This window comes from Mesorhizobium sp. M7A.F.Ca.MR.176.00.0.0, assembly GCF_004023165.1.
In the GTDB taxonomy this organism is placed as follows: Bacteria; Pseudomonadota; Alphaproteobacteria; order Rhizobiales; family Rhizobiaceae; genus Mesorhizobium.
The window spans coordinates 1-20,718 of sequence record NZ_RZTC01000068.1 but is presented as its reverse complement, the minus strand read 5'-3'; the positions used below and the strand labels follow the sequence as shown (position 1 = coordinate 20,718).

The following is a 20,718-nucleotide window of genomic DNA, read 5'->3' as shown; positions in this document are numbered from 1 at the left end:
GAGATTCATGTCATGAACGCACAGCTACAACCGACCGGCTCCGCCTATTTCATCGCCAAGGAGACGGAGAAGCCGGAAAACCACACGCTTTCCGTGCTGGTCGACAATGAGCCGGGCGTGCTTGCCAGGGTCATCGGCCTGTTTTCCGGGCGTGGCTACAACATCGAGAGCCTGACCGTCTCCGAGACCGAGCATGAGAAGCATTTGTCGCGCATCACCATCGTGACGCGCGGCACGCCGCATGTGCTGGAGCAGATCAAGCACCAGCTCGAGCGCATCGTGCCGGTTCACCGCGTCGTCGACCTGACCGTGCGTTCGCATGAATCCGGCCAGGAGCGGCCGCTGGAGCGCGAACTGGCGCTGGTCAAAGTCGCCGGCACCGGCGAGGCCCGGGTCGAGGCGTTGCGGCTGGCCGATGCGTTCCGCGCCAGCGTCATCGACGCCAACACCGAGCATTTCATCTTCGAGATCACCGGCAAGGGCTCCAAGATCGACCAGTTCATCGCCATCATGAAACCGCTCGGCCTGGTTGAAATCTGCCGCACCGGCGTGGCGGCGTTGAACCGCGGCCCGCAGGCGATGTAGGACTTCGGCGGGGCTGGCGCCGAACGCGCCAGCCAGCTTCCATTGTGAGGCCATCCGTGGCCTTTGCGGGGTCGCCGGGAAGAGACAAGATGCTGACTTGTCAGGGAGGATATCCATGTCGCTCGACGCATTCCTTGCTCTGCTTGTCTACGCCTTCGTGACCTCGATCACGCCGGGGCCGAACAATCTCATGCTTCTGGCATCGGGCGTGAATTTCGGCCTCGTCAGAACCGTTCCGCACATGCTGGGCATCAGCATGGGTTTCCTCGTGCTGCTGCTTGCCGTCGGTCTTGGCCTCGGCGCTGTGTTGACGGCGTTTCCGGCGCTGCACACCGGATTGAAGATCGCAGGCGGTGCCTACCTGCTCTATCTTTCGTGGAAGATCGCCATGTCGCGCACGCTGACCGGCAAGGGCGAGACGAATGCGCGGCCCATGCGCTTCATCGAGGCGGCCGCATTCCAGTGGGTCAATCCCAAGGCGTGGGTGATGGCGATCACCGCCATGGCCGTCTATGCCAATGCCGAGCACCCGTTCCTGTCGGTGGTGTTGATCGCCGTGGCTTTCACCATCGTCAATTTGCCGAGCGTCTCGGTGTGGGCTGGGTTCGGCACCGCGTTGCGCGGTTTCCTGTCGGATCCGGTGCGGCTGAAATGGTTCAACATCGCCATGGGCGTACTGCTGGCGGCGACGCTTTGGCCGATGCTTAAATAGGCCGTGGGGCGCACCATCCGATCGTAGGGGGACGGGACTCGCACCCTCGGCGGAGCGTCCGGATCGGGAGCCTCCCCGTGTTGCACATCCATTGTGCAGTGCACATTAAATCTTCGTAATGCCGCCTTTTGGCCCTTTTCCGACAAAGGCGTGTCCTATCTATTCGGCGAAATCGCGGCAACGGGCCGCGTTGGAATAGAACCATCAGACCACGACGTGTCGGGTGGAGAGGGCCTGTGACCATGCGTGGAAAAGTCGTTCTTTCGTTGCTGGCCGTCGCCTGCCTGGGTGCGGCCGGGTGGCTCTATCTTTCGCCTGACGCGCTTGGCAGGGTCCAGCAGGTCATCGGCGCAAAGCAGGTTGCCGCGCCGGACAAACAGGCTGCGGCTTCGGACAAGAAGGCCGACAATGCCGGGCGCTCGGCCTCCATCCTCTCGGCCGTCGCCTCGACAGCCGATTTCCCGATCCGGCGTTATGCGATCGGCTTCGTCTCCTCTCCCGCCGTCGTCAACATCAACGCGCGGGTGTCCAGCCAGATCGTGTCCATCGACGTCAAGGACGGGCAGATGGTCAAGACCGGCGATCTGCTGTTTTCGCTCGATGATCGGGCACTGAAGGCGCAGCTGGCCAAGGATCAAGCGGCGCTGGCCAAGGATCAGGCGATGCTCGCCAGCTCGCAGTCCGATCTCCAGCGCGCCAAGGATCTGGTCGCCAAGCAGGCCGGCACGCAGCAGACCTACGACCAGGCCGTCGCCGGGCAGAAGGCTGCCGCAGCGACTGTCGATGCCGACAAGGCGACAATCGATGCCGACAATGTCCAGCTTGGCTTCGCCACGATCACGGCGCCGATTTCCGGCAGGCTGGGTGCTGTCAGCGTCGCCGTCGGCGATCTCGTCACCGTCAGCAATGGCAACAGCAGCACGGCGACCCCGCTGGTGACCATCACCCAGATGGACCCCCTGCAGGTCAACTTCAATCTTCCCGAGAGTAACCTGGCCCTGCTGCACAAGGCGCTCGCCAACCCGCAGCAGGGCGCGGTGACACTGACCAAGGATGGTGACCCGACGCCGATCGGCAAGGGTACGCTCGATTTCGTCGACTCCAGCGTCGACACCGCGTCGGGCACGATTGCCACGCGGGCAAGCATTCCCAATGCCGATCTTTCGCTATGGCCCGGCCAGTATGTGAATGTCGTGCTCGACGCCGGCATCCTGCCGCAGATGACATCGGTTCCCACGGTCGCGGTGCAGCCAAGCCAGAAGGGGCCGTTCGTCTATGTCGTCAAACCGGACAACACGGTCGAGATGCGGCCGGTGCAGGTGGCGCTGACCGAAGGCGACAACAGCGCCATCAGCCAGGGGCTGAAAAGCGGCGAGAAAGTTGTCACTGAGGGCCAGACGAGGCTGAAGGACGGCGCCGCGGTGCATGAGGGCAAGGCCACGGCGAATGCTGCTCCCAAGGTGGCCGAGGCGAGCAACGCCGGCGAGGCAGCCCAATGATCTCCGAATTCTGCATACGCAGGCCTGTCGCCACCCTTCTGATGTCGTTCGCCCTCGTGCTGGGCGGACTGTTCGCCTACAAGTTCCTGCCGGTGGCGGCACTGCCCAGCGCCGAATTCCCGGTGGTCAACGTCTCGGCTTCGCTGCCCGGCGCCTCGCCGGAAACCATGGCGACATCGGTGGCGACGCCGCTGATCAAGCAGTTCGCCACCATCGCCGGCATCGATTCCATTTCGACGACGAACTCGCTTGGCCAGACCTCGATCGCCATCCAGTTCGTGCTCAACCGCGACATCGACGCGGCAGCAGCCGACGTACAGGCGGCGATCGCGCGCACGCAGAAATCATTGCCGCCGCAGATGACGGCGCCGCCGAGCTATCGCAAGGTCAATCCGGCCGACGCGCCGATCCTTTTGATGTCGCTGGTCAGCGACACGGTTCCGCTGACCGATCTCGATGCTTTCGCGGAAAATGTCATCTCGCCGTCGCTGTCGACCATAGACGGCGTGGCGCAGGTCTCGATCTTCGGCCAACAGAAATACGCGGTGCGCATCCAGATCGACCCGACCGCGCTTGCCGCGCGCGGCATCTCGATCGATCAGCTGCAGGCGGCGGTCGCCTCGGCCAACAGCAACACGCCGCTCGGCGTGCTGCAGAACGACAAGCAGCAGCTTACCATCACCGCCAACACGCAGCTGACCGACGCCGCCGGCTTCTCCAACATCATCATCGCCACCAAAAACGGTCACCCCGTGCGGTTGGGCGAGGTGACCCGTGTGGTCGATTCGGTGCAGACGACGACCACGGCGAGCTGGTATGACGGTACGCGCGCGATCATCATGGCGGTGCAGCGCCAGCCCGACGCCAACACCGTCGACGTCGTCGACAAGGTCAAGGCCATGCTGCCGTCCTTCAAGGACCAGATGCCGGCCGCCGCCGACATCAAGCTGCTTAACGACCGCTCCAGTTCGATCCGTCAGGCCGTCGATGACGTCCAGTTCACGCTGCTGTTGACCATCGCGCTGGTGGTCATGGTGATCTTCGTGTTCCTGCGCCGGGTGACGGCGACCATCATCCCGGCCGTGGCGGTGCCGATCTCGCTGATCGCCACGCTCGGCGCGATGTTCCTGTTCGGCTTTTCCATCGACAACATATCGCTGATGGGCCTGACGCTGGCGGTCGGCCTCGTCGTCGACGATGCCATCGTGATGCTCGAAAACATCTTCCGCCATATGGAGGAGGACGGGCTGTCGGCCTTCGACGCATCGCTGAAGGGCGCGCGCGAAATCGGCTTCACCATCATTTCGATCTCGATCTCTCTGGTGGCGGTGTTCATCCCCGTGCTGCTGATGGGTGGCGTCATCGGGCGCATCTTCAACGAGTTCGCCGTCGTGGTGACGGTCGCCATCCTGGCGTCGATGTTCGTGTCGCTGACGCTGACGCCGATGCTGTGCTCGCGGCTGCTGTCGGTGACCAAAGCCGACCGCGACAAGCATGGCCCCGGCCACAAGCCGGACCTCGTCACCCGCGGCTACGACAGGGTCTTGAGCTTCTGCCTGCGGCACACCTTCCTGGTGTTCCTCGTCTTCGTCGGCACCGCGGCAGCGTCGGTGTGGCTGATCCAGACTTCGCCGAAGGGTTTCTTCCCGCAGGAGGACATCGGCCAGATATCGGTGACCACCATCGCACGTCAGGACATCTCTTTCGACGCCATGTCCAGGCTGCAAGGACAGGTCGCCAGTGTCTTCTCGCATTCGCCCTATGTCGACCATGTGGCGTGGTCGGCGGGCAGCGGCAACAATGCGCTCAACCAGGGGCAGCTTTTCGTCCAGCTCAAGGGCAAGGACCAGCGCCCCGATATCGAGAAGGTGCTTTCGGATCTGCGCAAGCAACTGGCCGGCGTGGCGGGCATCGAGACCTATATGCAGCCGGTGCAGAATTTGAGGCTGGGCTCGCGGTCGTCGGCCAGCGCCTACCAGCTCGTGGTTCAGGGCCTTGATACCGGCCTGACCGATATCTGGGCGCAGAAACTGAACGACGCGATGGCCGCAGATCATGCGAACTTCACCGACGTCACCAGCGACCTGCAGAACAATGCGCTGCAGGCTACGCTGGTGGTGGATCGCGACAAGGCCGCCCAACTCGGTATCGACACCGACACGTTGCGCTCCGCCCTCTATGGCGGGTTCGGCACCGACCAGGTTTCGACAATCTTCGGTTCGGCCGACAGCTACGAAGTCATCACCGAGCTCGACCCCAAAATCGAGTGGTCGCCCGAGCGGATGCTGGCCATCCAGATGAGGACGGCGAGCGGCAGTCTTGTTCCGCTCGGCGCCTTCGCCCGGGTCGATCGCACTGCCGGCGCCCTGACGGTCAACCAACTCGGCCAGCTTCCAGCCGTGACCATCTCCTACAATCTGCCGCAGGGCGTGGCGCTGGGCGACAGCGTGACGCGCATCAATGCGCTCAAGGAGCAGATCGGCATGCCGACGGTGATCTCGACGACCTTTGCCGGCACGGCCAAGACCTTCCAGGATTCTCTTGCCAACCAGGGTTTTCTGGTCGGCGGCGCAATCCTGACCATCTATATCGTGCTCGGCATCCTCTACGAGAGCTTCATCCACCCACTGACCATCCTTACCGGCCTGCCATCGGCCGTGCTGGGAGCGGTCGTTGCGCTGCGCTTCGCCGGCATGGATCTGTCTGTTATCGCGGTGATCGGCATCCTGATGCTGATCGGCATCGTCAAGAAGAACGGCATCATGATGGTCGACGTCGCGCTTGAACTGCGACGAGAAGGCATGTCCGCGACCGAGTCCATCCACAAGGCCTGCCTGATGCGGTTCAGGCCGATCATGATGACGACGCTGGCGGCGCTGATGGGCACGTTCCCGATTGCGCTCGGCACCGGGGCCAGCGCCGAACTGCGCCAGCCGCTGGGCGTTGCCGTTGTCGGCGGCCTGCTTGCCTCGCAGGCACTGACCCTGTTCGTGACGCCGGTGATCTATGTCTACATGGAGAATTTCTCGGGCTGGCTGGTCGGGCTCTGGTCGAAGCGCAAGGGCGAGACGGGCCCGGTCGAAGCGGGGGATCAGCCCTCGCTGTTCAAGCCTAGGGAAGACATGCTGCCAGAACCGCAGCAGGCGGCGGCCGAATGATGTGACAGGGCCAGCGCCATGTGCCGTTGGCCCAAGCCGTTGCGCTTGCGGCGGCATCACTGGAAACGTAGTTTGCGGCCATGTCACACGATCATGACCACGACAACGAACTCGATCCGTTTGCCGCCCGCGTGCGCGCGCTGGAAACCATCCTCACTCAGAAGGGGCTGATCGATCCGGCCGCGATCGACGTCATCGTCGACACCTACGAGACGAAGATCGGCCCGCGCAATGGCGCCAGGGTGGTGGCGAAAGCCTGGAGCGATCCTGGCTTTGCCGACTGGCTGAAGCTCGACGCGACGGCGGCGATCGAATCGCGGGGCTATACCGGCCGCCAAGGCGAGCACATGCAGGCGGTGTTCAACACCGAGGAGACGCACAATCTCGTCGTCTGCACGCTGTGCTCCTGCTATCCGTGGTCGGTGCTCGGCCTGCCGCCGGTCTGGTACAAGGCGCCGCCCTATCGTTCGCGCGCGGTGATCGATCCGCGCGGCGTGCTGGAAGAATTTGGACTGACGCTGCCGGCCGGGACAAAAATACGCGTCTGGGATTCGACCGCGGAGCTGCGCTATCTCGTCGTGCCGATGCGGCCTGAGGGCACCGAGGGCTGGAGCGAGGAGCGGCTGGCGGAGCTGGTCAGCCGTGACGCGATGATCGGGACCGGCCTGGCCCAAAGACCTGAAATAGAGGGGCAGCCGGCATGAACGGGCCGCACGATCTCGGCGGGCAGATGGGGTTCGGCCCCGTCGCGCCCGAAAAGGACGAGCCGTATTTCCATGCCGCATGGGAAAGGCGGGCGCTCGGCGTGACGCTGACTGCCGGCGCCATGGGCGCGTGGAACATCGACGAGAGCCGGCACGCGCGGGAATCGCTGCATCCGGCTGTCTACTATTCATCGAGCTACTACCAGATATGGATCAAGGCGCTGGAGGTGCTGTTGAAGCGCCATGGCTTCGTCAGCGAGCGCGATCTCGAAGCCGGCAAGGCAGTCGATCCGGCAGCGACTCCCAAGAGGGTGTTGAAGGCAGAAAATGTGCCTGGAGTGCTGGCCAAGGGTGGTCCTTGCGACCGGCCGGTGGCGCAGCCGGCGCGGTTCAAGGCCGGCGATCCCGTGCGGACCAAGAACTTCAACCCGACCGGCCACACGCGGCTGCCGCGCTATGCGCGCGCCAAGCAGGGGGTGATTGAGACGGTGCACGACGGTTTCGTGTTCCCCGACAGCAACGCGCATGGACACGGCGAAAATCCGCAATGGGTCTACACCGTGGTTTTCGAAGGGCCGGAAATCTGGGGCGAGGGCGCCGACCCGACGCTGAGCGTCTCGATAGACGCCTGGGAGAGCTATCTTGAGCCGGCGTGATACGGATCTGCCCGAGCTGCCGCCGGGCGTCGATGCGCCGGTGTTTGCCGAGCCGTGGCAGGCTGAGGCGTTCGCCATGACGGTGGCGTTGCACGACAAGGGCCTGTTTTCGTGGAGCGAGTGGGCGCAGGCGCTGTCGATCGAAGTGAAGAAGCCAGGCGCCGCGGCTGACGGCCATGACTATTACGAACATTGGCTGGCCGCGCTGGAAAGCCTGCTTGCCACCAAAGGGCTGGCCGCGAAGTCGGATGTCGACGCCATGGCTGAAGCCTGGGAGCGCGCCGCGCATGCCACGCCGCACGGCAAGCCGATCCTGCTGGAAAACGATCCCCAGCCGATTCGATAAGGCGTGGGGTGAGCTTGTATGTTCCCTTTACGTTCTTGTCTGCGCCTGATAGCCTGACCCGTCGGCGGCATTGAAGCGTCCCGGCGCATCGATGATGGTGGCGGCTGTCTTGTCTTTCCCTTGCGAATCCGGTCTCTCGCGCTGATGGAATTCTCTCCCCAACAGGACGACGCGCTGAAGGCGGTCGCCCAATGGCTGAAGACCGGCCAGCCGCAGCTGTTCCGGCTGTTCGGCTATGCCGGCACCGGCAAGACGACGCTGGCGCGCTATTTCGCCGAACATGTCGACGGCCAGGTGCAGTTCGCCGCCTTCACCGGCAAGGCGGCGCAGGTGCTGCGCTCCAAGGGTGCGGTCAATGCGCGCACCATCCATTCGCTGATCTACCGGCCGAAGGGCGAGGAATCGGTGGCCGACGAGGTCACCGGCAAGACGTCGATGTCGCCGACCTTCTCGCTCAACCGCCAGAGCCCGATTACGCGGGCGAAACTGGTCGTCATCGACGAATGCTCGATGGTCGACGAGCAGCTCGGCCGCGACCTGATGAGTTTCGGCACGCCGATCCTGGTGCTGGGCGACCCCGGCCAGCTGCCGCCGATCTCGGGTGGCGGCTTCTTCACCGACCACGAGCCGGATTTTTTGCTGACCGAAATCCACCGGCAGGCGCGCGACAACCCGATCCTGCGGCTGGCGCTCGATGTGCGCGAGGGCCGTGAATTCATGCGTGGCGACTATGGCACGGCGCAGGTGATCGGCAAGGAAGACGTCACCCAGGAGCTGGTGCTGAAGGCGGACCAAGTGCTGGTCGGCACCAACCGCACGCGTCGCCGCTACAATCAGCGGCTGCGCGAGCTCAAGGGCTTCAACGCCGATTATCCGCAGGCCGGCGACAAGCTGGTCTGCCTGCGCAACGATCCGGCAAAGGGCCTGCTCAATGGCTCGCTGTGGAAGGTGATGACCTCGTCGCGCGAGACGGTGAAGCCCGGCATCAACCTTCTGGTGTCGCCGGAAGAGGACGATCCGGATCGCGGCGTCGCCAAGATCAAGCTGCTCAAGGCGGCGTTCGAGGATCCCGATGCCGACATCCCGTGGCAGCAGAAGAAGCGCTTCGACGATTTCGACTATGGCTACGCGCTGACCGTGCACAAGGCGCAAGGCTCGCAGTGGAACGAGATCGTGCTGTTTGATGAAAGCTGGGCCTTCAAGGAAACCCGCCAGCGCTGGCTCTACACCGCCATCACGCGGGCGGCCGAGCGGCTGACGATCGTCAGGTAGGGGCGCCGGATGCTGTTGCCCCGATAGGCTGCGCGGCAAGCCATTGCCAGGCGGCGGCCTCGTCCTCCGCCTTGAAGTGCCTGATTTCAACGGGCGGGGGGGACGGCAGAAAGCGTTGTGCGTCCGCTATCCAGTCCGGTTCGCCGATGGTTGCGCAACGGCCGACATGTTCCAATGCATGAATCGCGCCCTGCTTCAGGGTCTCGTCCGCGATGTCGGCCCAGTCGACGCCATCGTGGTCGACGAGGCGCACCAGCACATCGATGCGCGGATGCAGGGCATAGGCTGCCTCCAGCAGCCCGAAAAGATTTTCACCGTCGGCCGCGGAAACGTGCCCGACGACATCGATGGCGAAAAGGTCGTCGCGGCTGGTCTCGATACGGCGAATTGCCGGAACCTCATCGAGAAAATTCATCGGCGCTTTCCTTTCCCGGCTCGTTCATCAGGCTTGGAACACCCGAAACCCCCAGTCTGTTCCCACCAAAGGCATTACTGTTCCCGTCAAAGGCATTATAGGTGGGCGCGTTGAATGATTTCCGAGGCCGCCCGCATGCCTGCAAAGCTCTCCGTCAACCTCAATGCCATCGCCATGCTGCGCAACCGGCGCGACCTGCCGTGGCCAAGCGTGACCGGCCTCGGCCGCATTGCGCTGGCGGCCGGCGCGCATGGGCTGACGGTGCATCCGCGTCCCGACGAGCGGCACACAAGAAACTCCGATCTGCCTGAGATTCGGTTGCTGATCGACGACGAGTTTCCGCGCGCGGAATTCAACATCGAAGGCTATCCGACCGAGGATTTCCTGTTGCTTGTGGAAAAGCATCAGCCTGAGCAGGTGACTTTGGTGCCGGACGATCCGGCCCAGGCGACATCGGACCATGGCTGGAACTTCGCCACCCAGGCCGCGTTCCTTACACCGATCGTCAAACGCTTGAAAAAAGGGGGCTTTCGCGTGTCGCTGTTTTCCGATCCGGATCCCGATTGGGTGGCGGCCGCACGCGACACCGGTGCCGATCGCATCGAGCTCTATACTGGTCCATATGGCAGCTATCACACAGATTCCGCCAAAGCGGCCAAAGAGCTGGAAAGATTGGGAAAAACCGCTGACGCGGCGCTTGCCGCCGGGCTGCAGGTCAATGCCGGGCACGATCTCGTGGTCGGCAATCTGCCGGCGCTGGTCAAGCGCATTCCGGCATTGGCCGAAGTGTCGATCGGACATGGGTTGACAGCCGACGCGCTGGAGTATGGCATGGCCGGCACGGTGGGTCGGTTCCTCAAGGCCTGCGGATGGTAGCGATGGGCAGCCTGGCGCGGCAGGCATGGCAGCCATTACGCGACGGCACTTGATATTGCATCGCAGCAAGCGTAGAGCACCGCGCGCTTATCGGAGTGTCGTCCATGGCCCTTACCAACACTGGTAGTGAGGCAGAACCCGTCGAACAATCGAGCCATTCGGAAGTCGAACAGCACAGCACCAAGGTTCTGATGCTGGGCGCGCTCGGTGTCGTCTATGGGGATATCGGCACCAGCCCGATCTACGCCTTTCGCGAGGCGCTGGTGGCGTCCTCGGGCGGCAATGTCGCCCAGCGCGGCGATATTCTCGGCGTGTTGTCGCTGATCATCTGGTCGCTGACGATCATCGTCACCATCAAATACATCATGTTTGTGCTGCGCGCCGACAACCGCGGCGAGGGCGGCGTGCTGTCGCTGATGGCGCTGGCGCGCGGCAGTTTCCCCAAGCGTTCAGCATTGATGCTCGCTATCGGCATCGTGGGGGCATCGCTTTTCTTCGGCGACGCCGTCATCACGCCGGCGATTTCGGTGCTGTCGGCGGTCGAGGGCATGAATGTCGTCACGCCGACCTTCCAGCCCTACGTCGTGCCGCTGACATTGGTCATCCTTGCCATGGTGTTCGCGGTGCAGCGCTTTGGCACGGGCGGGGTGGGATTGGTGTTCGGTCCGGTGACCGCGGTATGGTTCCTGGCCATCGGCCTTTCCGGCCTCAACCACATCATCGCCGACCCGGAAATCCTGTGGGCGGTGAGTCCGCACTATATCGTCGCCTTCCTGATCAATTCGCCCGATGTCGCCTTCGTGACCATCGGCGCCATCTTTCTCGCCGTGACCGGCGCCGAAGCGCTCTATGCCGATCTCGGCCATTTCGGCCGCAAGCCGATCGTGCTGGCCTGGCTGGCGATCGTGTTTCCCTGCCTGCTGCTCAATTATGCCGGGCAGGGTGCCTTCGTGCTGGCCAAGAATGGCGTCGTCGGCCATCCGTTCTTCGAGATGAACGAAGGCTGGACGCTGATCCCGATGGTCGTGCTGGCGACCGCCGCCACCGTCATCGCCAGCCAGGCGGTGATATCAGGCGCGTTCTCGCTGACCAGGCAGGCGGTGCAGCTCAACATGCTGCCGCGGCTCGAAATCCTGCACACGTCGGAGAAACAGTCCGGCCAGATCTACATGCCGCGCGTCAATCTTCTGCTGGCGCTGGTGGTGATGATGCTGGTGGTCGGCTTCGGCGAGTCCAGCAGGCTGGCGTCGGCCTACGGTATTTCGGTGACCGGCAACATGCTGGTGACGACGGTGCTGCTCTATGTCGTCATGACGCGCATCTGGAAATGGCGGCTGTGGGTGGCAATCTCGCTTACGGCGCTGTTCGGCTTCATCGATGTCGGCTTCTTTGCTTCCAACATCGTCAAGGTGTTCGAGGGCGGCTGGGCCTCGCTGGCCGTGGCCTTCACCGTCGTGCTGGCCATGTGGACCTGGGTGCGCGGCAGCCGCTATCTGTTCGACAAGACCCGACGCAACGAGATCCCGCTGGATTTCCTCGCCGGCAATCTGTTGAAGAAGAAGCCTCAGCTGGTGTCAGGCACCGCCGTGTTCCTGACCAGCGATCCGCTCAGTGCGCCAACCGCACTGATGCACAGCCTGAAGCACTACAAGGTGCTGCATGAGCAGAACGTCATCCTTTCGGTGGTGACCGCGCCGCAGCCGGTGGTGCCCGACAGCGACCGGGTCAAGATGGAGACCGTCAACGAGCTGTTCATGCGCGTGACGCTGACCTTCGGCTACATGGAGCAGCCCAACATCCCGCGCGCGCTGGCGATCTGCCGCAAGCAGGGCTGGAAGTTCGACATCATGACGACCTCGTTCTTCCTCTCGCGGCGTTCGCTCAAGGCCTCGCCCAATTCCGGCATGCCGGTGTGGCAGGACCGGCTGTTCATCGGCCTGGCCCGAACGGCGGCCGACGCAACGGAATACTTCCAGATCCCGACCGGGCGCGTGGTCGAGATCGGCACGCAGGTGGCGATCTAGGCACCTGCCGGATCGGCGAATGGACTGTGCCGTCCGGCACAGTCCATGTCACTCCGCTTCAGCCGGCCAGGGCGGCCTTGTTGGCCTCGAGGAATTGCTTCAACGTCTTTGGCGTCCTGCCCGAAAGCGACTCGATTGCGTCGGTCACCATGGCGATACGGCCGGCGCGCGTGTTGGCGTCGAACGACACGATGATGCGGGCGAAGTCCTCGGGAACGCCAGCCGCCTTCACGCCCTCGGTCAAGGCTTCATCCGAAACCGGCACGACCTCGAGCGGCTTGCCGGTGACCTCGCTTACCAGGGCGGCGATCTCGGCCGTCGTGTAGGCCTGCGGGCCGGTCAAGGTGTAGGTTTCGCTTTCGCTTGACGCGGCAGCGAGGCCGGCGGCGATCGCTGCCGCCATGTCGTCGCGCGCACCGTGCGCCATGCGGCCGTCGCCGGCGGACGTGTACCATTTTCCCGAAGCGATCGCGTGCGGCAGGGCCATGAACAGGTTCTCCTGGTACCAGCCGTTGCGGAAGATCGTGTAGGGAATGCCGCTCGCCTTGATCGCCTGCTCGGTGCCGTAGTGATCATTGGCAAACAGCACCGGCGAAACCGGTTCCGGGTTGGGCATCGAGGTGTAGAGAAGGTGGGAAACACCGGCCTTCTTCGCTGCGGCAACCGCGTTCTCGTGCTGCCTCAGGCGCTTGCCGTGAAGCAGGTCGATCTCGCCGGTCGAGATGATCAGCACCCTGTCGGCGCCCTTGAACGCAGCCTCCAACGATAGCGTGTCGTCGAAGTCAGCCGCCCTTGTGATGACGCCTCGCGCCGCCAACTCGGCAAGGTTTTCCGGATTGCGGGTGGTGGCGATGATCCGGCCCGCGGGGACCTTGAACGTGTCCAGCAGGTGGTTGATGACGCCGCGGCCGAGCTGGCCGGAAGCGCCGGTGACGAGAAGGGTTTGGGTCATGGAAGATCCTGACATTGCGCCGCTAAGGCGGTTCGAGTGGCGGTCTCAAAAAGAGACCAGCACTAAAATAGGAATTGACCCAGAGCCGTAAAGAAGGCAGTTTTTCGGGAGGTAGGCACGCGCAGGGAACCAGCGGTGGACAGCAAGATCGTCAATCTGAGATCGAAGTTGGAGGTCTACAAGGCGGTCTCCGGCGGCGGCAACTTCGCCAATTGTCCGGTCCGCGAGGTCATCCAGGGCGTGAGCGGCAAATGGAGCTCGCTGCTGATGATGGCTTTGGCCGAGCAGCCCTATCGCTTCGGCGAGTTGCGGCGGCTGGTGCCGGACATTTCACAGCGCATGCTGACGCAGACGCTCTACGATTTGCAGCGCGACGGCTATGTGCATCGCGAGGTGTTCCCGACCAAGCCGCCGAGCGTCGAATACAGCCTGACCGATCTCGGACAATCGATGTTCGGCGCCTTGCATCAGCTGATCCTGTGGGCCGAGCTCAATCATGATGCGGTGCGCGGCGCACGCGCCGATTTTGACGCCGCCCAGGGCTGACCAGCGGCGCAAAGCCGTTGGTGACGGCTTGATTTCGTCCCGCCGCTGAAGGATTGTCCCGGCCAATCCGGCTTTGGGGGCACTGGCATTTCCTACGACATCGCAATTGCAGGCGCCGGGCCGGCGGGACTGGCCATGGCGCTCTATCTCAGGCGTGCCGGGCATCGGGTCACCGTGTTCGAGCGCTTCGATGAGCCGAAGCCGGTCGGCTCCGGGCTGATTCTTCAGCCGACAGGGCTGACGGTGCTGGCCGGTCTTGGCCTGCTCGACGACATACTGGCGCTGGGCAGCCGCATAGACCGCCTGCATGGCGCCGATGCTTCCACTGGCCGCACGGTGCTCGATGTCCGCTACGATGCGCAACGCGGTGGCCGCTTCGGGCTGGCGGTGCACCGGGCGGCTTTGTTCGGCGTGCTTTTCCGCGCCGCGCAGAGCGAGGCGATCGCCATCGAGACCGGCGTCGAGATCGAGGCCCTGGAGACCGGCGAACGGGCGACGCTGATCTGTGGCAACGGGCGGAGGGCAGGGCCGTTCGATCTGGTCGTCGACGCCAGCGGTTCGCACTCGAAACTGCGCCGCGAAAGCGCTCCAGGCGAGCCGCGGCCACTCACCTACGGTGCGTTCTGGGCCTCGCTCGGCTGGCGTGGCGATGGTTTCGACGAGCACGCGCTGCTGCAACGCTACGACAAAGCGAGCGTGATGATCGGCGTGCTGCCGATCGGCCGGCCGGAGCCGGGCGCTGAAAAGATGGCGGCCTTCTTCTGGAGCCTGAAGCCGTCGGATGCCGATGAGGTGCGCGTTCGCGGCCTGAACGCCTGGAAGGAAAGGGTGGTCCGGCTGTGGCCGCAGAGCGAGGCGTTCACCAGCCAGATCGACAGTTTCGACCAGCTCTCGCTGGCCCGCTACGGCCACCACACGATGAAGCTTCCGGCCGGTAGGCGATTGGCCGTCATCGGCGACGCGGCGCATTCCACCAGTCCGCAACTCGGGCAAGGGGGCAACATGGCGCTGCTCGACGCGGCGGCGCTCAGCCATGCGCTGGTGCGGGCGTCAAACGTCGAGGCAGCACTGGAGGCCTATGCGAAGGCGCGGCGCTGGCATGTCCGCATCTTCCAGGCGCTGTCGCTGGCATTCACGCCGTTCTACCAGTCGGATTCGGTGGCGCTGCCCTTCATCCGCGACAGGCTGGTGGCGACGGTGGCAAAAATCCCGCCGGCGCCGCAGTTTCTCGCCTCAATGGTGGCGGGAACAGTGATCGACCCGTTCAAGCGAATTGGGCTGACGGAGGCGAAGTGGCTGGATCGTTTTGGCCAATGAGGCCTGAAAGGTGCGATCCCTTCGCTTGCAGGAAAGCATGCAGGCGCTGCGGATAGTCCGGCGCCACGGCTTGCCTGATCGACGGGCGCTCACTCAACGTTTTGCGCCAGGCTCGGACGAGCGGTTTGCCGTCCAGAATGCCGAAATCACCGATGCGGTCGAAGACATCGAGGTAGCGGAAGACCGGACCGTAAACGGCGTCGACCAGCGAAAAGTGCTTGCTGGCGAACCAGGGTCCGCCGGGCTCGTCCGCCAGCTCGGCTTCGAGGCGATCGAACATGGCGGACAGCGCGCTGGATTCGGCCAGGAAGCCAGCTTCGGTCGAGGCTGAATAGAACCGGCGGATGGCGTTGAGGGTTGCCGAACCGAACTCGATCCAGGCGCGATGACGGGCGCGGGCATAGGGGTCGGCAGGGTGGAGGGGATTGGCTTGCGTCTCTTCAAGGAATTCGAGGATGACGGCCGATTCGAAGATGACCGTTTCCTCGCCATTTCGCTGTACGCGCAGCAGCGGCACCTTGCCGAGCGGCGAGATCACTTTGAACCAATCCGGTTTGTTGGCCAGGTCGATATCGATGCGCTCGAACGGCACGCCCTTTTCGGCCAGCGAAATCGCGGCGCGCTGCACATAGGGGCAGAGGTGATGGCTGACGAGGATGAGCTTGTGTGCCATGAGGTTTCCAAGGTTAATGCATTTGCATCTATATAGATGCACATGCATCGATCGTCAAGCTTGATGCAAATGCATCTACTGCCTATGCTTGGCCATGACCGAGAAAGCCACGCCTTCGCCAGAAGCCATCAAGGCCTGGGCTCGCCTGATGCGCGTTTCGCGCCAGCTGATGGAAAGCGCTGAAGAAGCGTTGAAGGCCGCCGGCCTGCCGCCGCTTGCCTGGTACGACGTGCTGCATGAGCTCGCTGAGGCGGGCGAGGGCGGGCTGCGGCCGTTCCAGCTCATCGAGCGCACTCTGTTCGCGCAATACAACATTTCGCGCCTGCTGGCCCGGCTCGAGGCCGATGGGCTCGTCGAGAAACTGACGGTGGCCGATGATGGTCGTGGCCAGACCATCCGCATCACCGCCAATGGCCGCGAGACACGCCGCCAGATGTGGGCTGTCTACGGACGGTCGATCACCGAACTGGTTGGCGCCAAACTGTCGGCGGATGAATTGACCAGGGTCTCCGCACTGCTTGGACGATTGCGCCATCCGCCAGCCTCCGATTAGCGAGGCTTGTCGCGCGGCAACGCATCACTTGCAGATATTTTGCGCCCGCCCTCTTGCGCGCGGCCTCGGATTGCGCAATATGCCGAACCGTAACGTACGGTACGGCATATCGGAATGACCGGTGGCCCGACCTTTCGAGAGAAGAGCGTGTTGCACAGCGTGCCCGAGATCGACACCAGCGAAGCGCTGACAGAGCGACAGAAGGCCGTGCTCGACGCAGCGTTGCGGCTGCTGGTCGAAGAGGGCGATCAACTGACCATGACCGCCGTGGCGCGCCGCGCCAGCTGCTCCAAGGAAACGCTCTACAAATGGTTCGGCGACCGTGACGGGCTGCTGACGGCGACGGTGCAGTGGCAGGCCTCGAAAGTGCGGGTGGCGCCGGTTGACGGCAAGGGGCTCGATCTTGCCTCGCTGACCGCAAGCCTCGAACGCTTTGCCTCGGACTGGCTTAAGGTGATCTCCAGTGACACCTCGATTGCGCTCAACCGGGTGGCGGTCAGCCATGCCGGTTCGGGTAAGGACAATCTCGGCGCCGTGGTGCTTGAGAACGGCCGCTTCGCATTGGCCAAACGGTTGAAGCCGGTGCTTGAGGCCGGCCGACGGACCGGGCTTTTGGATTTTGCGGATGCCGAGACGGCGTTCCGCACCTTTTTCGGGCTGGTCGCCCGCGACGTGCAGATCCGTCTGCTGCTTGGCGACCGGCTGGAATTGACTGAGGCGGCGATCGGCGGCGATGCCGCGCGCGCGACGCAGCAGTTTCTCGCTCTTTTCGGAGCAAAAACCGGGCCGCAGGGCCTCTGATTCATAAAACGGGAAGGAAGACAAAATGCGCGTCTATTACGATCGTGATGCCGATCTCAATCTGATCAAGGGCAAGAAGGTCGCCATCATTGGCTATGGCAGCCAAGGCAGGGCGCACGCGCTCAACCTCAAGGATTCCGGCGCCAAGGAGATCACCATCGGTCTCAAGGCCGGTTCGGCGACCGCCAAGAAGGTCGAAGCCGATGGGCTCAAGGTGATGAGCGTGGCCGACGCCGCCAAATGGGCCGACCTGATGATGATGGCAACGCCCGACGAGCTGCAGGCCGACATCTACAAGAACGAGATCGCGCCGAATATCCGCGATGGTGCCGCTATCGCCTTCGCGCACGGCCTCAACGTGCATTTCGGCCTGATCGAGCCGAAGTCGACGGTCGACGTCGTCATGATCGCGCCGAAGGGTCCCGGCCACACGGTGCGCGGCGAATACCAGAAGGGCGGCGGCGTGCCGTGCCTGGTCGCCGTCAACCAGGACGCCTCGGGCAATGCGCTCGACCTGGCCCTGTCCTACGCCTGCGGCGTCGGCGGCGGCCGCTCGGGCATCATCGAGACCAATTTCCGCGAGGAATGCGAGACCGACCTGTTCGGCGAGCAGGTCGTGCTGTGCGGCGGTCTGGTCGAGCTGATCCGGGCCGGTTTCGAGACGCTGGTGGAAGCCGGCTACGCGCCTGAGATGGCCTATTTCGAGTGCCTGCACGAGGTCAAGCTGATCGTCGACCTGATCTATGAAGGCGGCATCGCCAACATGAACTACTCGATCTCGAACACCGCCGAATGGGGCGAATATGTCTCGGGTCCGCGCATCATCACCGCCGAGACCAAGGCCGAGATGAAGCGCGTGCTGAAGGACATCCAGACGGGAAAATTCACCTCGGAATGGATGCAGGAATACCGCGCCGGCATGTCCCGCTTCAAGGGCATCCGCCGCAACAATGATAGCCACCAGATCGAGGAAGTCGGCGCCAAGCTGCGCGCGATGATGCCCTGGATTTCCAAGAACAAGCTGGTCGACAAGGCCAAGAACTGAGCGAAATCCACAAGCGCTCGAAAACAGCGGCTTCCATGAACAAAAACGGCGCCAAGTGGCGCCGTTTTTCATTCTGTCGGTCAGCTCAGCTACAGGTCAGCTCAATAGGGTGAGTAGCACTGCTGGCGCGGGCCGTTGTAGGGCTGGAAGGTGTTGTCGTAGGCCCGGTACGACCGGTAGCGGTTGTAGCACCATTGGACATGGGCGCTCGAAAGCCGTCCCGCGCGGTAGTAGCGGCGCGGCGCCGGCCGATCGTAGTAGTCGTAATTGTTGTACATGCTGCCGAGGCCGAGCCCCAGGCCAAGGCCCAGGATCGCGGCACTCGCGCCATCATCGTAATAACGGCCGCCGCGATAGTGATGGCGACCATGGCGCCAACGCCAGTTGTCTCCGCCATTCCAGTGACCGCCGCCGCCCTGCCAGTGTCGACGGCCGCCGTTCCAGTTGCCCGACCGGCGCCATCTCCAATCATTGTTGAACTGACGGTTGTTGCCGCCCGCCCAGCTGTCGCGGACAGGCGTGACATTCGGCGCCGCCGTGCTGGTGGGTATCGACAGATCCGGCTGCATGATCGGTCCGGCGGCGGACGGTGCCGTGACGCCGGAAAGGATACCGAGGGCTATCAGCCCCGATTTGACCGTGGAAGAAAAGAGCGAATTCATTGCACTCTCCAAGAGTTACAGGCCCCGCGCCCACCCGAGGAATGGGGCAACAATGGATGTTTGCATCTGAACGGCGGATGAACGGAAAGGTTCCGTCAACCATGACGCGAACGCACCCAGGACCAATCGATCTCAGATGGTGGTCCTGCGCGCTTGTTTTCCGAAGCACTTGCGGGCAAAGGTCATGGCATGTCGCTGCGCCTTGCCACCTTCAATGTCGAGAACCTGATGAACAGGTTCGATTTTTCCGGCTATCGCAACCAGCTCAACGAGGATCGAACGCTGGCGCTGTTCGATATCCAGAGCGAGGCGGAATACAGGATCCTGGAGCAGGCCCGCGCCATCGCCCAGTCCGACGACACGCGCCAACTGACGGCGCTGGCGATCGCTGCCACCCGCGCCGACATCATCTGCATGCAGGAGGTCGACAACATCGAAGCGCTGAAGGCCTTCGAATACGGCTATTTGTTCAAGATGGTGGGGCAGGGCTACCGGCAGAAATACACCACATCGGGCAATGATTCGCGCGGCATCGACGTTGCCGTGATGATGCGCAACGAGACCGCGCAGGGCCAGCCGATCGAATTCGTGCGCATGACCAGCCATGCCTATGTCACCTACGAGCAGTTCGGGCTGCACACGCCGGAACTCGAGGCACTGGGCAATCAGGCCAATGAGCGCATTTTCCGGCGCGACTGCCTGGAGATCGACATCACCGTGGGCGGCGTGCCGCTGACGCTCTATCTCGTGCATTTCAAGTCGATGGGCTCGCCGCGCAACGGGCTCGACGGGCGCGAGGCGACGATGCCGGTGCGCATCGCAGAGGCGCAGGCCGTGCGCCGCATCATCGAGGAGCGCTTCGGCAAGGACTATGCCGCCGACAAGAGCTGGGCAATATGCGGCGACATGAATGATTATCGCCAGCGCGTGAAGGTGGCCGGCGATGCGATCGACGGCTATCGCTTCGAGGTGGTCGACGAAGCCCTGTCCTGCATCAACGTGCTGACGGCAGGCGGCTTTTGCGAAAATGTCGTTGAGCGGCGGCCGGAGATGAACCGCTGGAGTTTCTACCACACGCGAGGACCCGAAGAGCGGCATCTGTGCCAGCTCGACTACATCCTGTTGTCGAAGGGGCTCGCCGCCAGCAACGCAACGGCCGTTCCCGACATCATCCGCAACGGCCAGCCCTGGCGCACCATCTTTCCGCCGGGGCAGGAGGTCGACCGGTTTCCGCGCGCCGGCTGGGACCGGCCGAAGGCATCGGACCATTGCCCAGTGGCGATCACGCTGGACATGACCTGACGCATGAGTTTCGACCTTCCGCGCAACGTCATCCTGCCGGTCGACGACATCGACGTCCGGCTCGATCCCGGTCCGCACCCTTTCGCAAGGGACAATGCAGAGGCGATCGCCGAGAACTGGCAGCACGAAATCGCTACCAATCCGGCGCTGTTCGACGGCATGGTGGTGCTGCTGTCGCAACTCGCCTACCGCGACAGCCGTCTCATCGGCCGCTGCCATGCGGTCAACTACTCGACGTTCATGCTGTGGCGGAAGCGGCGCGAGAATTCGGGCGCCGAGCATGCCTATGCCCATGCCATGCTGGTGGCCGGCGACAATGCGCTGGTGGCGATCCGCATGGGTCCTCACACAGTCAACGCCGGCCGCGTCTATTTCGCCGCCGGCTCGTTCGAGCCGATCGATTTTCGCGATGGGCTGGTCGACGTCGATTTCAACATGATCCGTGAGGTGCGCGAGGAAACCGGGCTCGACCTGTCAGGTGCGGAACGCGGCAAGCGCTACCATGCCATGTCGACCAGCAGCGGCACGGTGATCTTTCGCCGCTACCACGCGGCGGCGCCTGCCGACGAGATCGCCAGGCGCATCTCAGCCTTCGTTGCCGCCGAGACCGAGCCGGAGAT

The 20,718-nt window shown here is 63.5% G+C and carries 21 protein-coding genes; 17 read left to right on the top strand and 4 right to left on the bottom strand.

The features are described 5' to 3' along the window. Nucleotides 1-12 precede the first annotated feature (12 nt). The 8 genes from ilvN to EOB59_RS21645 all read left to right on the top strand — a co-directional run bounded on the left by ilvN (nt 13) and on the right by EOB59_RS21645 (nt 8,932). The gene (gene ilvN / locus EOB59_RS21680) at nt 13-585 is read left to right on the top strand and encodes an acetolactate synthase small subunit (protein ID WP_023757090.1); all 573 of its coding nucleotides are present in this window, start codon (nt 13-15) and stop codon (nt 583-585) included. Between the two features lie 115 nt (nt 586-700). Further along, a complete protein-coding gene (locus EOB59_RS21675; RefSeq protein WP_128289201.1) occupies nt 701-1,297 on the top strand; it encodes a LysE family translocator in 597 nt (198 codons plus the stop codon). 242 nt (nt 1,298-1,539) lie between these two features. Continuing rightward, nucleotides 1,540-2,796, top strand: coding sequence for an efflux RND transporter periplasmic adaptor subunit (locus EOB59_RS21670; RefSeq protein ID WP_128289209.1), 1,257 nt, complete (start codon nt 1,540-1,542; stop codon nt 2,794-2,796). Beyond that, entirely contained in the window at nt 2,793-5,954 is a 3,162-nt protein-coding gene (locus EOB59_RS21665) for an efflux RND transporter permease subunit (protein WP_127810044.1), read from the top strand. The genes EOB59_RS21670 and EOB59_RS21665 overlap by 4 nt, the downstream gene beginning before the upstream one ends. Before the next feature lie 80 nt (nt 5,955-6,034). Then, nucleotides 6,035-6,658 carry a nitrile hydratase subunit alpha gene (nthA, locus tag EOB59_RS21660; RefSeq protein WP_128289200.1) on the top strand — a complete coding sequence of 208 codons (624 nt, stop codon included), beginning with the start codon at nt 6,035-6,037 and terminating at the stop codon, nt 6,656-6,658. Beyond that, a complete protein-coding gene (gene nthB / locus EOB59_RS21655; RefSeq protein WP_127396475.1) occupies nt 6,655-7,314 on the top strand; it encodes a nitrile hydratase subunit beta in 660 nt (219 codons plus the stop codon). Before nthA ends, nthB begins: the two co-directional genes overlap by 4 nt. Further along, nucleotides 7,301-7,660, top strand: a complete 360-nt coding sequence (locus tag EOB59_RS21650; protein WP_127381144.1) for a nitrile hydratase accessory protein — start codon at nt 7,301-7,303, stop codon at nt 7,658-7,660. The genes nthB and EOB59_RS21650 overlap by 14 nt, the downstream gene beginning before the upstream one ends. A 144-nt stretch (nt 7,661-7,804) precedes the next feature. Further along, nucleotides 7,805-8,932 (top strand): ATP-dependent RecD-like DNA helicase, encoded by a 1,128-nt coding sequence (locus EOB59_RS21645; RefSeq protein ID WP_128289199.1) that lies wholly within the window; start codon nt 7,805-7,807, stop codon nt 8,930-8,932. Here EOB59_RS21645 and EOB59_RS21640 read toward each other — a convergent pair. Next, nucleotides 8,925-9,347, bottom strand: a complete 423-nt coding sequence (locus EOB59_RS21640) for an STAS/SEC14 domain-containing protein (protein WP_127320514.1) — start codon at nt 9,345-9,347, stop codon at nt 8,925-8,927. The two genes, EOB59_RS21645 and EOB59_RS21640, sit on opposite strands and share 8 nt — an antisense overlap. A 135-nt stretch (nt 9,348-9,482) precedes the next feature. Here EOB59_RS21640 and EOB59_RS21635 point away from each other — a divergent pair, with 135 nt between their 5' ends. Together EOB59_RS21635 and EOB59_RS21630 are read left to right on the top strand one after the other, a co-directional pair. Continuing rightward, nucleotides 9,483-10,223: a pyridoxine 5'-phosphate synthase gene (locus tag EOB59_RS21635; RefSeq protein ID WP_128289208.1), complete on the top strand. Its 741-nt coding sequence runs from the start codon at nt 9,483-9,485 to the stop codon at nt 10,221-10,223. A gap of 104 nt (nt 10,224-10,327) precedes the next feature. Then, the gene (locus EOB59_RS21630) at nt 10,328-12,247 is read left to right on the top strand and encodes a potassium transporter Kup (RefSeq protein WP_127272417.1); all 1,920 of its coding nucleotides are present in this window, start codon (nt 10,328-10,330) and stop codon (nt 12,245-12,247) included. Between the two features lie 58 nt (nt 12,248-12,305). On the opposite strand, the gene EOB59_RS21625 is transcribed toward EOB59_RS21630, so the two are convergent. After that, nucleotides 12,306-13,199: an SDR family oxidoreductase gene (locus EOB59_RS21625; RefSeq protein WP_128289198.1), complete on the bottom strand. Its 894-nt coding sequence runs from the start codon at nt 13,197-13,199 to the stop codon at nt 12,306-12,308. Between the two features lie 135 nt (nt 13,200-13,334). Between EOB59_RS21625 and EOB59_RS21620 the strand changes: the two genes are divergently transcribed. After that, nucleotides 13,335-13,745 (top strand): helix-turn-helix domain-containing protein, encoded by a 411-nt coding sequence (locus EOB59_RS21620; RefSeq protein WP_127398968.1) that lies wholly within the window; start codon nt 13,335-13,337, stop codon nt 13,743-13,745. Between the two features lie 135 nt (nt 13,746-13,880). Continuing rightward, entirely contained in the window at nt 13,881-15,062 is a 1,182-nt protein-coding gene (locus EOB59_RS21615; protein ID WP_245486698.1) for an NAD(P)/FAD-dependent oxidoreductase, read from the top strand. On the opposite strand, the gene EOB59_RS21610 is transcribed toward EOB59_RS21615, so the two are convergent. Further along, entirely contained in the window at nt 15,010-15,735 is a 726-nt protein-coding gene (locus tag EOB59_RS21610) for a glutathione S-transferase family protein (RefSeq protein ID WP_128289196.1), read from the bottom strand. The two genes, EOB59_RS21615 and EOB59_RS21610, sit on opposite strands and share 53 nt — an antisense overlap. Nucleotides 15,736-15,829: 94 nt before the next feature. On the opposite strand from EOB59_RS21610, the gene EOB59_RS21605 reads away from it, so the two are divergent. The 3 genes from EOB59_RS21605 (at nt 15,830) to ilvC (ending at nt 18,134) form a co-directional block, all read left to right on the top strand. Next, nucleotides 15,830-16,288, top strand: a complete 459-nt coding sequence (locus EOB59_RS21605) for a MarR family transcriptional regulator (protein WP_128289195.1) — start codon at nt 15,830-15,832, stop codon at nt 16,286-16,288. A 147-nt stretch (nt 16,289-16,435) separates the two neighbouring features. Then, nucleotides 16,436-17,089: a TetR/AcrR family transcriptional regulator gene (locus tag EOB59_RS21600; protein ID WP_127398661.1), complete on the top strand. Its 654-nt coding sequence runs from the start codon at nt 16,436-16,438 to the stop codon at nt 17,087-17,089. Between the two features lie 25 nt (nt 17,090-17,114). Next, nucleotides 17,115-18,134, top strand: coding sequence for a ketol-acid reductoisomerase (ilvC, locus tag EOB59_RS21595; RefSeq protein WP_128289194.1), 1,020 nt, complete (start codon nt 17,115-17,117; stop codon nt 18,132-18,134). A gap of 101 nt (nt 18,135-18,235) precedes the next feature. Here the strand turns inward: ilvC and EOB59_RS21590 are convergent, their stop codons facing one another. Then, the gene (locus tag EOB59_RS21590) at nt 18,236-18,796 is read right to left on the bottom strand and encodes a BA14K family protein (RefSeq protein WP_127270702.1); all 561 of its coding nucleotides are present in this window, start codon (nt 18,794-18,796) and stop codon (nt 18,236-18,238) included. A gap of 189 nt (nt 18,797-18,985) precedes the next feature. Here EOB59_RS21590 and EOB59_RS21585 point away from each other — a divergent pair, with 189 nt between their 5' ends. Both EOB59_RS21585 and EOB59_RS21580 read left to right on the top strand, forming a co-directional pair. Further along, nucleotides 18,986-20,098: an endonuclease/exonuclease/phosphatase family protein gene (locus EOB59_RS21585; RefSeq protein ID WP_127381151.1), complete on the top strand. Its 1,113-nt coding sequence runs from the start codon at nt 18,986-18,988 to the stop codon at nt 20,096-20,098. 3 nt (nt 20,099-20,101) lie between these two features. Continuing rightward, nucleotides 20,102-20,718 (top strand): hypothetical protein (locus tag EOB59_RS21580; RefSeq protein WP_128289193.1); only part of this gene is annotated, 617 nt, incomplete at its 3' end.